Raw genomic sequence first — 12,159 nt, forward strand, 5'->3', positions numbered from 1 at the left:
GCCGGGCTTCAGCCCTCGGCCAGTGACAGCGGTGCCGGCGCCTCGCCACGACGCTGGCGCTCGACCATCGCCACGACGATGCGTGCGAAGTCGCGCGCGAAGCCGCCCATGTCGAACAGCCCGGAACGTTCGCGCAGGTCCGCGACGCGCGCTCGCAGCGCACCCAGGCGCGCAGGGTCGTTGCCGAGTGCGGTGGCCAGCGCGACGAATGCGGCGTCGTCGTCGACATTGAGCTCGTACAGGCCGAGATGGTGGTTGAGGCTCGCGGCCACGCGTGCGGCGAACGTGGCGCCCGGCCGGGTCAGCACCGGGCATCCCGCCCACAGCGCATCGGACGCGGTAGTGTGGGCGTTGTACGGATTGCAGTCGAGGAACAGGTCGGCGAGCTGCAGGCGTGCGAGATAGGCTGCCTGCGGTTGCTTGGGCATGAACACCAGTCGCGCTGGATCGACGCCTTCCGCCTGTGCGGCTTCGCGCAGGCGGCAGTCGGCCTCGCCCGGCCCCGACAGCAGCCACAGCACGCTGCCCGGCACCCGGCGCAGCACCGCCATCAGCCGCGAGAACGACGCCGGGTTGAGCTTGTAGCTGTTGTTGAAGCAGCAGAACACGATGCCGGCGTCCGGCAGCCCGCACTCGGCGCGGGTCGGCGCCGGCGGCACGTCACGGCGGGTGTCGGATGGCTGGAAGCAGCGCGGCAGCCAGGCCGGCTGTTCGGAATGATGCACGGCGAGGTTCTCGGGCAACACCATGCGGTCGGCGAGCACGTAGTCGATCCACGGCGCGCCGCTTGTACCGGGGTAGGCCAGCCAGTTCACCTGCAGCGGCGCCGGGCGCATCGCCAGCACCTCGGGACGCCCACCGCCGCCCCAGCCGCGCAGGTCGAACAGCACGTCGAGGTCGGCCTCGCGGATGCGCCCGGCGATCTCCGCATGCGGGCGGTCGCCGACATCATGCAGCGCATGCGCCGAGGCCTGCAGCCGGCGGCGGATGATGCTGCCGTCATCGGCAGTGAGCGCGAACAGGTGGATGTCCACGGCGTCGTGCGCGCGCAGCGCCTCGAAGAACGCCGCCGTCAGCAGGCCGGTCGGGTGGGCGCCAAAACCATTCGACATGAAGCCCACGCGCAAACGCGCAGCGGTGCGCGCCGGTGCCGGTGGCAGCATGCGCACCTGCGTGGCCACCGCGCCGGCGCGCAGGCGCGCGCACGCCAGCTGCTCCGCGGCGCTGGCGTCCTCGCTGAGGAAGGCGAACGGTTCGACCGCGCCGTCACCGTTGGCGACGGCGGCGCGTACTTGCCGCGACAGCGCATCGATGCCGCGCCAGTCGCACAGCCGGCGCCGCCACGCCAGCAGGTAGGCGGCGATCTGCGGATGCTCCGGCGCCAGCGCGTGCGCACGGCCGTAGGCGTCGTTGGCGGCCTCGGCGTCGCCTGCATCCTCCAGTGCATGGCCGAGCCAGACCGCGATCCCGGCATGCCCCGGCGCGTTGTGCGCCGCGGCGCGCAGCGCCTGTGCGGCTTCGCGATGGCGACCGAGCATCCACAGCCCGCGACCGAGCCGGGCCAGCGCTTCCGGGTGGCCAGGCGCCAGCTGCAGCGCGCGCTGCGCCGCACCGGCGCCATTGCGTGCATCGCCGGCGCCGAGTTCGACGTCGGACAGCAGGATCCACGCCATTGCATCGTCGGGCGTGCGTTGCACGGCGAGACGGGCCTCGATGCGCGGGTCGGGGTGTTGCTGTGTCATCGGCGGCGAGGATCCGGAAAAACGGCCGGTCATGCTCGCGTGTCGCGGCCGGCCTGTCATCCGTCGGGCGCCGCGCTGCAGCCTCGACGAGCACGGGCGTCGCCGGTTGCGTCGCTGCAGCCAGGCGTACCTGCGCGCACGGCGTTCGTCAGCGCGCAAAGCTGCCAGCGTCGCGATGCGCTCCGGAACGCGGCGCGGTGCGTGCCGGGCGGGAGCGGCCTCAGCCGGCTTCGGCCAGCCGCGCCAGCTCCTCGGTCTGGTGTTCCTGCAGCAGGCGGTCGACCAGCGGGTCGAGGGCGCCTTCCAGCACGTTGGGCAGGTCGTAGAGCGTGAGCCCGTCGACGCGATGGTCGGTGATCCGCCCCTGCGGGTAGTTGTAGGTGCGGATGCGCTGGCTGCGGTCGCCGCTGCCCACCTGCAGCTTGCGGCTGGCCGCGGTGGCCGCCGTGCGGCGTGCCGCCTCCGCTTCGGCCAGCATCGCGCGCAGGCGCTTCATCGCCTTGTCGCGGTTGGCGTGCTGGCTGCGCTCGGTCTGCGACTCCACCACCAGCCCGCTCGGCACGTGGGTGATGCGGATCGCCGAGTCGGTCTTGTTGACGTGCTGGCCGCCGGCACCCGACGAGCGGAAGGTATCCACCTTCAGGTCGGCAGGGTTGAGTTCGATCGGCTCGCCATCCTCTTCCACCGGAATGATCGCCACGGTGGCCGCCGAGGTGTGGATGCGCCCCTGCGATTCGGTCTCCGGTACGCGCTGCACGCGGTGGGTGCCGGATTCGAATTTCAGTCGCGCGTAGGCGCCGGCACCTTCGACGCGCGCGATCACCTCGCGAAAACCCCCGTGCTCGCCGGGGCTGGCCGATTCCACCTCGACCCGCCAGCCCTGGCGCTCGGCGTATCGCGTGTACATGCGCAGCAGGTCGCCGGCGAAGATCGCCGCCTCGTCGCCGCCGGTGCCGGCGCGGATCTCCAGGTACAGGCCGCCCTCGTCGCGGGCATCGCGCGGCACCAGCAGCGCCATGAGCTCGGCATCGAGCGCATCCAGGCGCGCCTGGCTGGCGGCGATCTCCTCGTCGGCCAGCGCGGCCAGCTCCGGGTCGTCGCGCAGCGCCAGCGCGCCGTCGAGGTCGGTGCGGGCCTGCTGTTCGGCGGCGAGCGCGGTCGACAGCGGTTCGAGCTGCGAGAACTCGCGCGACAGGGCGCGGAAGCGCTGCTGGTCGGCCGCGATCCCGGGGTCGGCCAGCAGCCGTTCCAGTTCCTCGCGACGTTCCGCCAGCGCCTCAAGCTTGCGGCGCAGGGTCGGCAGCATCGGCAATGGAGTCGGGCAGGGTGGCGGACGTGGCCGCCGGGCGCAGCGCGCGTTCGATCGCACGGGCGAGTTCGGGGTTCCCGCCCGCGGCGGTCTCGCGCACCGCGGCGGTCGGCAGGTGCAGCAGGCGGTTGGTGAGCGCGTGGGCGAGGTGTTCGAGCACCGCGTCGGGGTCCTTGCCGGCGGCCAGCTGCTGGCGCGCGCGTGCCAGGGCTTCATTGCGCGCCTGCTCGCCATGCTCGCGCAGCAGCCGCAGCGGTGCATTGAAGGCGCTGGCGGCCAGCACCTCGTGGTAGCGCGTGACCTGCAGGTCGATGATCGCCTCGGCGGCGTCGGCGGCCTCGCGGCGGTTGCGGCGGTTGTCCTCCACCGCGCGCTCGAGGTCGTCGACGGTGTAGAGGTAGGCGTCCTTGAGGTCGGCCACGTCGGGTGCGATGTCGCGCGGTACCGCCAGGTCCATCAGCAGCATCGGCTTGTGCCGGCGCGCCCGCAACGCGGCCTCGACCTGGCCCCGGTGCAGCACCGGCTCGCGGCTGGCGGTGGCGGAGAACACCAGGTCGGCCTGGGACAGGTGACGGTCGAGTTCCTCCAGCGGCAGGGCCACCCCGCCATGCCGCGAGGCCAGCGCCTGCGCATGGGCGAGGGTGCGGTTGGCGACCAGCAGCCGCTGCGCCCTGGCCTGCACCAGATGGCGCGCGGCAAGTTCGATGGTCTCGCCGGCGCCGATCAGCAGCACGGTCGATTCCGACAGCCGGGTGAACGATTCCTGCGCCAGCCGCACCGCCAGCGACGCCACCGACACCGGGCTGTTGCCGATGCGGGTTTCGCTGCGCGCACGCTTGGCGGTGACGAACGCATGCTGGAACAGGCGGTCGAGCTCGCTGCCGAGGGTGCCCGCTTCACGTGCCGCGGCCCAGGCCTGTTTCACCTGGCCCAGGATCTGCGGCTCCCCCAGCACCAGTGAATCCAGCCCGGTGGCCACGCGGAACAGGTGGCGCGCGGCGTCGCCGCCCTGGTGGACATACAGATATGCGCTGAGGTCGGCGTCGGGGCGCAGCGCCAGCCAGCGAGCCAGCGCCTCGCCGCCGTCATCGGCCACTGCGTAGAGTTCGGTGCGGTTGCAGGTCGACAGCAGCGCGGCCTCGCGTACTTCCGGCATCGCACGCAGCGAGCGCAGCGTCTCCGGCAGCGCATGTTCGGCAAACGCCACCCGTTCGCGCAGGGCGACCGGCGCGCTCTGGTGGTTGATGCCGAGGGCGAGAAGACTCATGGAAACGGGGACCGCGCGTTCAGGGGCTTGCGATAAGCTTGCTGGCGAACCGCCGTATTTTACGGCCACTACGCCGCCAATGCCTGACTGGTCCCGTTCAGCCCTGCGCCCCGCCGCCCTGGTGCTTGCGATCGCGCTGGCCGCGGGCGCTGTTTCCGCCCGTGAACCGGCCTCCGGCGAACTGCTCGGCGCGACCATGGCGGCCGAATTCGCGCTGCAGGCCGGTCGTCTCGACGAGGCCGCCGACGCCTATCTGCGCGCGGCGCGCGCGGCGCCGGACGATCCGGCGCTGTCGGAGCGCGCGACCCGCATCGCGCTGCTGGCCAACGACGACGCGCGTGCCGGCGAGGCGCTGGCGCTGTGGAAGCGCAGCGCGCCGCCCACGCTGGCGATGCAGGGCATCGAGGCAACCTGGCTGCTGCGCAGCGGCCGCGAGCGCGCCGCGCGCCGCCAGCTGGTGGCGCTGCTGGCCGATCCGGATCCCGCCGGATGGCGGCACGCGCTGGCGGCGATCAGCGCCGGTCACCGCGAGCCGGAGGACGCCGCGCGGATGGTCCGCAGGCTGGTGGATGCCGATGCGATTCCCGACGATCTGCAGGCATGGCTGGCCTTCGGTGGCCTGTCGCAGCAGCTGGGCGGTGATATTTCCGCGCGCATCCTGGACGAGGTGATGCAGCGCTTCCCCGACGAACCGCGGGTCGCGCTGTTGCGCGCATCGAAGCTGCGTGCCGATGGCGACCTCGAGGGCGCACGCGAGGCACTGGCGCGGGTGGAGGACCAGGCGCGGCTGTCGCCGGAACTGCGACTGGCGATTGCCGCCGAGTACGACGCGCTGGGCGCACCGCTGGAATCGGCGCGGGTGATGGCGATCGGCCCGCAGGACACGCGCAGCTACGGCTTGCGCGCATCGCTGCTGGTGAAGGCCGAGGACCGCGAGGCGCTGGGCGCGCTGTATGACGAGTTGCGCGAGCAGGACGCGTCGCCGGAGCCCGGCTGGCGGCTGATGCTGGGGCAGATCGCCGAATACCTGGAGCGTCACGAGGATGCGCTGGAGTGGTATGCCAGCGTGCCGGGTGGCGAGCCGCGGCGGGTCGCGCGGCTGCGCACCGCCAAGGTGCTGCACGACCTCGATCGCCACGACGATGCCTTCGCCGCGCTGCGCGCGCTGCAGGGGGACGCTTCGGCCGACGACGAGCTGCGCCGCGATGCCTACCTGCTCGAGGCCGAGCTGCACCGCGCCGACGAGCGCCCCGATGCGGAGGCCGATGCGTATGCCCGCGGTCTGGGCGCGCATCCCGACGACGGCGCCCTGCTGTATTCACGCGCGCTGATGTGGGAGCGCCGCGACGACATCCCGCGTGCCGAGGCCGATCTGCGCCGCATCCTGGTGATGGAGCCGGAGAACGTGGCCGCGCTCAATGCACTGGGCTACACGCTGGCCGACCGCACCGACCGCTATCGCGAGGCGCTGGAGCTGATCGACCGCGCGCGCGTGGCCGAGCCCGACAACGCCGCCATCGTCGACAGCTACGGCTGGGTGCTCTATCGCCTCGGGCGCAACGCCGAGGCGCTGGTGGAGCTGCGGCGCGCATGGACGCTGATGAAGGATCCGGAGGTCGCCGCCCACGTGGCCGAGGTGCTGTGGGTGATGGGTCGCCGTGACGAGGCGCGCGAGTATTTCCGCAAGGCGATGGCGCTCGATCCGGAGAACCGCTCGCTGCGCCGTGCGCTGGAATCCACCGGGGCGGAGCTGTGAGCGCGCGCCTTGTCGTGATCGCGCTGGCGCTGCTGGTGCTTGCGGGTTGCGCCACCACCCGGCAGGTCGCCGCGCCGGCTGCGGCGGTACTCGTGGGCGCCGAACTGGATGCCGCGCAGGCACGGCTGGCGGCGCGCGAGCAGGCGCTGCGCGCGCAGCCGGTGATCGCCTTCAATGGTCGCGTCGCGTTGGCCCGGGGCCGCGAGGGCGGCAATGGCCGGATCGAATGGCGGCAGCAGGGCGGCGAGTACCGGGTGACGCTGAGCGCCCCGGTCACCCGCCAGAGCTGGAGCCTGCTGGGCCACGCCGACGGCCGCGCACGCATCGATGGCCTCGAGGGCGGGCCGCGTGAAGGTGCGGATGCGGAGTCGCTGGTCCGCGACGCCACCGGGCTCGAGATTCCGGTCGGCGCGCTCGCGGACTGGGCCGCGGGCATGCGTGCCGACCCGGCGCGCTTCGGCCCCGCCCAGGTCGAATACGACGCTACCGGCCAGCTGCTGCGCCTGCACCAGGATGGCTGGACCATCGATTACCCGGCATGGCAGGCGGACGCCGCGGGCGTGGCCGGGGGCCTGCCGCTGCGCATCAACGCACAGCGCGACGATGCCCGCGTGCGGCTCCTCGTCGACGCCTGGCAGCTGGGCGATACGCCGGACTCGCTGTGACGGTCACAGCGGATCCGGGTCACGGCTGGAGTGCATGGCCGGCGCCGGCGAAGCTCAACCTGTTCCTGCTCGTGACCGGGCGCCGGCCCGACGGCTACCACGAATTGCAGACCGCCTTCCGGCTGCTGGACTGGGGCGATACGGTGTTCCTGCGCCCGCGTGCGGACCCGCGCATCCACCGCGTCGGCGAGACGCTCCCCGGGCTGGATGCGCATGACGACCTGCTGGTGCGCGCGGCAGAACTCCTGCAAAAAGAGGCGAAAGTCAGCCTTGGTGTGGACATCTGCATCGAAAAGCGCATCCCCGCCGGTGGCGGCTTCGGCGGCGGATCGTCGGATGCCGCGACCGTCCTGCTCGCGCTCGACCGCCTCTGGGGGCTGGGCTGGCCCCGCGACCGGCTGGCCGCACTGGGCCTGCGTCTGGGTGCCGACGTCCCGGTGTTCGTGCATGGCCACAACGCCTGGGCCGAGGGCGTGGGCGAGCGGCTGACGCCGATCGACCTGCCGCCCGCCTGGTACCTGCTGGTGGACCCGGGGGTGTCGGTGCCGACCGCGGCGCTGTTCGCGGACCCCGAATTGACGCGTAATGCCGCGCCCGCGACAATACCGGGCTTCGCTTCGGGTGCTCCGCTCGGCAACGTGTTCGAGCCGGTGCTGCGTCGCCGCGAGCCGGCCGTGGATGCCGCGCTCGTCGCGCTGTCGCAGGTCGGCCGCGCGCGGCTGACCGGCACCGGCAGCGGCTGCTTCGTCGAATTCGCCAGCCGCGAGGGCGCCGAAGCCGCGCTTTCCGCGTTGCCCGCGGGCCTCAGGGCCCGGGTGGTGGCCGGTGCGGCGCGCTCGCCGCTGCTGGACGCACTGGGGCAGTGATCCCGGGGTCGGGAGCAGGTCATGGGGCCTCTTCCCGATTCCATCGAGCAGCCGGAAGGCTGGTCATCCCGATTCAACAGGGGCGTCGCCAAGTGGTTAAGGCACCGGGTTTTGATCCCGGCATTCGCAGGTTCGAATCCTGCCGCCCCTGCCATCGCCGTCCGCGGCGTTCCTCCCCCACATCCCGCCACGGTCAGAGCGGAGCGGAGTCGTCATCATGAAAGAAGATCGCAACCTCCTGATCTTCTCAGGCAATGCCAACAAGCCCCTTGCGCAGTCGGTCTGCCGTGAACTCGGCACGCGGCTCGGCAAGGCGCTGGTGTCGAAATTCTCCGACGGCGAAGTGCAGGTCGAGATCGAGGAGAACGTGCGCCGGCAGGAAGTGTTCGTGCTGCAGCCGACCTGTGCACCGAGTGCCGAGCACCTGGTCGAGCTCGCGGTGCTGGTCGACGCGCTCAAGCGCGCCAGCGCGGCCAGCGTGACCGCGGTGATCCCGTACTTCGGATACGCCCGCCAGGACCGTCGCATGCGCTCCTCGCGCGTGCCGATCACCGCCAAGGTGGCGGCGAAGATGATCGGTTCGGTGGGCACCGACCGCGTGCTCACCGTCGATCTCCACGCCGACCAGATCCAGGGCTTCTTCGACATCCCGGTCGACAACGTCTACGCCTCGCCGCTGCTGCTGGCCGACATCTGGCGCGCGCACGGCACCGACAACATGGTGGTGGTGAGCCCGGACGTCGGCGGCGTGGTGCGCGCCCGCGCGATCGCCAAGCGCCTGGACGATGCCGACCTCGCGATCATCGACAAGCGCCGCCCGCGCGCCAACGTGGCCACGGTGATGAACATCATCGGCGACGTGCAGGGCAAGACCTGCGTGCTGGTCGACGACATCGTCGACACCGCAGGCACCCTGTGCGCGGCCGCCGCGGCGCTGAAGGAGAACGGCGCCACCAAGGTCGTGGCCTACTGCACCCATCCGGTGCTGTCGGGCGCGGCGATCGACAACATCTCGAAGTCGCAGCTCGACGAGCTGGTGGTCACCGACACCATCCCGCTGTCGGAGGCCGCGCGTGCCTGTGGCCGGATCCGCCAGCTCAGCGTCGCAGAGTTGCTGGCCGAGACCATCCGCCGCGTGGCCTTCGGCGAATCGGTCAGCTCGCTCTACGTCGACTGAACTTCCAGTTTCCGCCGTGCACGCCTGCGCGTGCGCGGCATTCGAGGGCAGCCCTGGTCGCGGGGCTGCCCACACCGACCGCCACCCGGCGGTCTTCCAACCAGGGTAGTGAATCAACATGTCTACGCATGAAATCAAGGTCGAGCGCCGCGAGGACGGGGGGAAGGGTGCGAGCCGCCGCCTCCGCCACGCCGCGAAGATCCCGGCCATCGTCTACGGCGGTGGCATCGACCCCGTCAACATCCAGCTCGACCACGAGAAGGTCTGGCTGGCCAGCCAGAACGAGTGGTTCTACTCGTCGATCCTCGACCTCAACCTCGACGGCCAGGTGCAGAAGGTGCTGCTGCGTGACATGCAGCGCCACCCGTACCGCCAGCTGATCATGCACCTGGACTTCCAGCGCGTGAACGAGAACGAGGCGATCCGCGCCAGCGTCCCGGTGCACCTGGTCAACGTCGACACCTCGCCGGCCGGCAAGACCGCGGGCGTGGTGGTGACGCAGGAACTCAACGAGATCGAAGTGCTGTGCCTGCCGGGCAAGCTGCCGGAGAACATCGAGGTCGACCTCGGCAACATGAACGTCGGTGACACCGTGCACATGTCGGACGTGGTGTTCCCGGAGGGCGTGCAGCCCGCCACCCCGATCGACGAGTCGCACAACCCCGCAATCGCCGTGGCCCGCCACGCCCGCGTGGAAGCCGCCGACGATGCCGAGGAAGGCGCGGAAGGCGACAAGGCCGAGTGACCGGCACGCGGGCGTGGCCACGTGCCGCGCCCGCAGCCTGCGTAATGGAAGGATTGCGTCTCATCGTCGGCCTGGGCAATCCGGGCCGCGACTACGAGCGGACCCGGCACAACGCCGGGTTCCGTTTCGTCGATGCCGTCGCCGAGCGTTTCGGCGGCCGCTTCGCCGTGGATTCGAAGCTGTTCGGCGAGACCGCCCGGGTCGAGATCGGCGGGCAGTCGGTCAGGCTGCTGCGGCCGGCGACGTTCATGAACCTCTCGGGCAAGTCGGTGCTGGCCGCGTTGCAGTTCTGGAAGATCGAACCCGGGTCCACCCTGGTCGCACATGACGAGCTCGACCTGCCGCCCGGCACCGCGCGGCTGAAGTTCGATGGCGGCCACGGCGGGCAGAACGGGCTGCGTGACATCACGCGACTGCTCGGCCACGCACGTTTCCACCGGTTGCGGGTCGGTATCGGCCATCCCGGCAGCAAGGACAAGGTGACACCCTGGGTACTTGGACGCGCGAGTGCGGATGACGACGTGCTGATCGCACGCGCGATCGACGATGCACTCGACGTGCTGCCGCTGGCGGTGGAGGGCAACTTCATGGATGCGATGACCAGGCTGCATACCGGGCGGGATTAGGCATTGGGGATTCCGGGTTCGATCAGGCGCTGCCTGCATCGAGCGCGGAATCCCGAATTCCCAATCCAGGTTCCGGACGTCATGGGCATCAAATGCGGCATCGTCGGCCTGCCGAACGTCGGCAAGTCGACCCTCTTCAACGCACTGACCAAGGCCGGCATCGCCGCGGCCAACTTCCCCTTCTGCACCATCGAGCCCAACGTCGGCGTGGTGCCGGTGCCGGACCCGCGCCTGAACGCGCTGGCCGACATCATCAAGCCGCAGAAGGTCGTGCCCACGGCCGTCGAGTTCGTCGACATCGCCGGGCTGGTGGCCGGTGCGGCCAGCGGCGAAGGGCTGGGCAACAAGTTCCTGGCCCATATCCGCGAGGTCGACGCCATCACCCACGTGGTGCGCTGCTTCGAGAACCCCGACGTCATCCACGTCAACAACCGGGTGGATCCGATCGCCGATATCGAGACCATCGACACCGAACTCGCGCTCGCCGATCTCGACTCGGTGGAGCGCGCGCTGCAGCGTGCCGAGCGTTCGGCCAAGACCGGCGACAAGGAATCGAAGGCCCGCGCCGAGGTGCTCGGCCGCGTGCAGAAGAGCCTGGCCGACGGCCAGCCGGTACGCGCGCTGGCGCTGTCGGATGACGACCGCGCCGCGATCCGCGACCTGTTCCTGCTGACCGCCAAGCCGGTGCTCTATATCGCCAACGTGCTGGAGGACGGCTTCGAGAGCAACCCGCACCTCGACGCCGTGCGCGCGCGCGCGGCGGGCGAGGGTGCGGAGGTCGTGCCGGTGTCGGCGGCGATCGAGGAAGAGCTCTCGCAGCTCGAGGACGCAGACCGCGATGCATTCCTGACCGACCTGGGCCTCGACGAGCCGGGCCTCAACCGGGTGATCCGCGCGGCGTACGGCCTGCTGGACCTGCAGACCTACTTTACCGCCGGCGTCAAGGAAGTGCGCGCGTGGACGGTGAAGGTCGGCGCCACCGCGCCGCAGGCCGCCGCGGTGATCCACACCGATTTCGAGAAGGGCTTCATCCGCGCGGAAGTGGTCGGCTACGACGACTTCATCCGCTACAACGGCGAGTCCGGTGCCAAGGAGGCGGGCAAGTGGCGGCTGGAGGGCAAGGACTACATCGTCAAGGATGGCGACGTCATGCATTTCCGCTTCAACGTCTGAGCGGCTGCGCACGCGGATCCGGGCCCGGCAGCCCATGCGCGACGCGCGCGGGCAGCCTGGCAATGCGTGCGGTTCCGCAACCCGCGTCCGGCAAAGCGCCGCGTGATCGGCGCAGGCGTGAAAAAGTTGTCCCGGAAGCCTGTACAGGCGTTGACAGCCCCGGGGTGTCAGTCCAGAATTGCGGGCTCTGTTCTGGCCTACGGGCCGGTTCCGGAGGGATACCCAAGCGGCCAACGGGGGCAGACTGTAAATCTGCTGGCTTACGCCTTCGGTGGTTCGAATCCACCTCCCTCCACCACGTTGCATCGCGGTCCGTCCGACGGTCCGCAACAGTTCCAACCGCAGGCAGTCCATCGCATGCGGGGTGTGCGGCTCCGCAGTCCGCGGGAGTAGTTCAATGGTAGAACCTCAGCCTTCCAAGCTGATGGTGCGGGTTCGATTCCCGTCTCCCGCTCCATTGACGTCTCGCGACAGCGCCGCCACCATCCACGGGTTCTACAGAGGCGCAGGAAGCGCCGGGCGATGCCAGAAGCATCGCGCAGGGCAGGAAGGAGCGGGAACACCCGTGCTCACGTAGCTCAGTCGGTAGAGCACCTCCTTGGTAAGGAGGAGGTCGAAGGTTCGATTCCTTTCGTGAGCACCATTTCCGCCGCCCCCCGATCCAACCGACACATCCAACCGTTCAATCGAGATACCAATCATGGCCAAGGGCAAGTTCGAGCGCACCAAGCCCCACGTGAACGTGGGCACGATCGGTCACGTCGACCACGGCAAGACGACGCTGACGGCGGCGCTGACGAAGGTGGGCGCGGAGCGTTTCGGCGGCGAGTTCC

The 12,159-nt window shown here is 70.6% G+C and carries 11 protein-coding genes and 4 tRNA genes; 12 read left to right on the plus strand and 3 right to left on the minus strand.

Annotated features, from left to right (window positions below; all coding sequences use genetic code 11):
• Positions 1-8 precede the first annotated feature (8 nt).
• The 3 genes from LDO11_RS12975 to hemA all read right to left on the minus strand — a co-directional run bounded on the left by LDO11_RS12975 (position 9) and on the right by hemA (position 4,318).
• Positions 9-1,742, minus strand: a complete 1,734-nt coding sequence (locus tag LDO11_RS12975; RefSeq protein ID WP_232141909.1) for an O-linked N-acetylglucosamine transferase, SPINDLY family protein — start codon at positions 1,740-1,742, stop codon at positions 9-11.
• A 220-nt stretch (positions 1,743-1,962) separates the two neighbouring features.
• Entirely contained in the window at positions 1,963-3,048 is a 1,086-nt protein-coding gene (gene prfA / locus LDO11_RS12980) for a peptide chain release factor 1 (RefSeq protein ID WP_129136540.1), read from the minus strand.
• Positions 3,020-4,318 (minus strand): glutamyl-tRNA reductase, encoded by a 1,299-nt coding sequence (hemA, locus tag LDO11_RS12985; protein WP_232141910.1) that lies wholly within the window; start codon positions 4,316-4,318, stop codon positions 3,020-3,022. The genes prfA and hemA overlap by 29 nt, the downstream gene beginning before the upstream one ends.
• Positions 4,319-4,397: 79 nt before the next feature.
• Here hemA and LDO11_RS12990 point away from each other — a divergent pair, with 79 nt between their 5' ends.
• The 12 genes from LDO11_RS12990 to LDO11_RS13045 all read left to right on the plus strand — a co-directional run.
• A complete protein-coding gene (locus tag LDO11_RS12990; protein WP_232141911.1) occupies positions 4,398-6,074 on the plus strand; it encodes a tetratricopeptide repeat protein in 1,677 nt (558 codons plus the stop codon).
• The gene (gene lolB / locus LDO11_RS12995; RefSeq protein ID WP_129136537.1) at positions 6,071-6,739 is read left to right on the plus strand and encodes a lipoprotein insertase outer membrane protein LolB; all 669 of its coding nucleotides are present in this window, start codon (positions 6,071-6,073) and stop codon (positions 6,737-6,739) included. Before LDO11_RS12990 ends, lolB begins: the two co-directional genes overlap by 4 nt.
• The gene (gene ispE / locus LDO11_RS13000) at positions 6,736-7,605 is read left to right on the plus strand and encodes a 4-(cytidine 5'-diphospho)-2-C-methyl-D-erythritol kinase (protein WP_232141912.1); all 870 of its coding nucleotides are present in this window, start codon (positions 6,736-6,738) and stop codon (positions 7,603-7,605) included. Before lolB ends, ispE begins: the two co-directional genes overlap by 4 nt.
• Positions 7,606-7,683: 78 nt before the next feature.
• Positions 7,684-7,759, plus strand: a tRNA-Gln gene (locus LDO11_RS13005).
• Positions 7,760-7,822: 63 nt separating this feature from the next.
• Entirely contained in the window at positions 7,823-8,782 is a 960-nt protein-coding gene (locus tag LDO11_RS13010; RefSeq protein ID WP_100322000.1) for a ribose-phosphate diphosphokinase, read from the plus strand.
• A 118-nt stretch (positions 8,783-8,900) separates the two neighbouring features.
• A complete protein-coding gene (locus LDO11_RS13015) occupies positions 8,901-9,527 on the plus strand; it encodes a 50S ribosomal protein L25/general stress protein Ctc (RefSeq protein ID WP_232141913.1) in 627 nt (208 codons plus the stop codon).
• Positions 9,528-9,571: 44 nt separating this feature from the next.
• Positions 9,572-10,153 carry an aminoacyl-tRNA hydrolase gene (pth, locus tag LDO11_RS13020; protein ID WP_232141914.1) on the plus strand — a complete coding sequence of 194 codons (582 nt, stop codon included), beginning with the start codon at positions 9,572-9,574 and terminating at the stop codon, positions 10,151-10,153.
• Between the two features lie 81 nt (positions 10,154-10,234).
• Positions 10,235-11,326 carry a redox-regulated ATPase YchF gene (gene ychF, locus LDO11_RS13025; RefSeq protein WP_232141915.1) on the plus strand — a complete coding sequence of 364 codons (1,092 nt, stop codon included), beginning with the start codon at positions 10,235-10,237 and terminating at the stop codon, positions 11,324-11,326.
• Between the two features lie 212 nt (positions 11,327-11,538).
• Positions 11,539-11,624: transfer RNA gene (locus LDO11_RS13030), tRNA-Tyr, on the plus strand.
• 85 nt (positions 11,625-11,709) lie between these two features.
• A tRNA-Gly gene (locus LDO11_RS13035) sits at positions 11,710-11,783 on the plus strand.
• 110 nt (positions 11,784-11,893) lie between these two features.
• Positions 11,894-11,969: transfer RNA gene (locus LDO11_RS13040), tRNA-Thr, on the plus strand.
• 57 nt (positions 11,970-12,026) lie between these two features.
• Positions 12,027-12,159: GTP-binding protein (locus LDO11_RS13045; protein WP_232141928.1), on the plus strand; the 133-nt coding region annotated here is incomplete at its 3' end.

Origin of the sequence: Alterluteimonas muca (assembly GCF_021191595.1) — a bacterium.
GTDB lineage: Bacteria > Pseudomonadota > Gammaproteobacteria > Xanthomonadales > Xanthomonadaceae > Luteimonas > Luteimonas muca.

What these genes read in the sequence shown, in the direction of transcription:
- ychF (WP_232141915.1), top strand. Translation starts at nt 10,235, where the DNA reads ATGGGCATCAAATGCGGCATCGTCGGCCTGCCGAACGTCGGCAAGTCG.
- hemA (WP_232141910.1), bottom strand. Translation starts at nt 4,318, where the DNA reads ATGAGTCTTCTCGCCCTCGGCATCAACCACCAGAGCGCGCCGGTCGCC.
- LDO11_RS12990 (WP_232141911.1), top strand. Translation starts at nt 4,398, where the DNA reads ATGCCTGACTGGTCCCGTTCAGCCCTGCGCCCCGCCGCCCTGGTGCTT.
- pth (WP_232141914.1), top strand. Translation starts at nt 9,572, where the DNA reads ATGGAAGGATTGCGTCTCATCGTCGGCCTGGGCAATCCGGGCCGCGAC.
- LDO11_RS13010 (WP_100322000.1), top strand. Translation starts at nt 7,823, where the DNA reads ATGAAAGAAGATCGCAACCTCCTGATCTTCTCAGGCAATGCCAACAAG.
- prfA (WP_129136540.1), bottom strand. Translation starts at nt 3,048, where the DNA reads ATGCTGCCGACCCTGCGCCGCAAGCTTGAGGCGCTGGCGGAACGTCGC.
- LDO11_RS13015 (WP_232141913.1), top strand. Translation starts at nt 8,901, where the DNA reads ATGTCTACGCATGAAATCAAGGTCGAGCGCCGCGAGGACGGGGGGAAG.
- LDO11_RS12975 (WP_232141909.1), bottom strand. Translation starts at nt 1,742, where the DNA reads ATGACACAGCAACACCCCGACCCGCGCATCGAGGCCCGTCTCGCCGTG.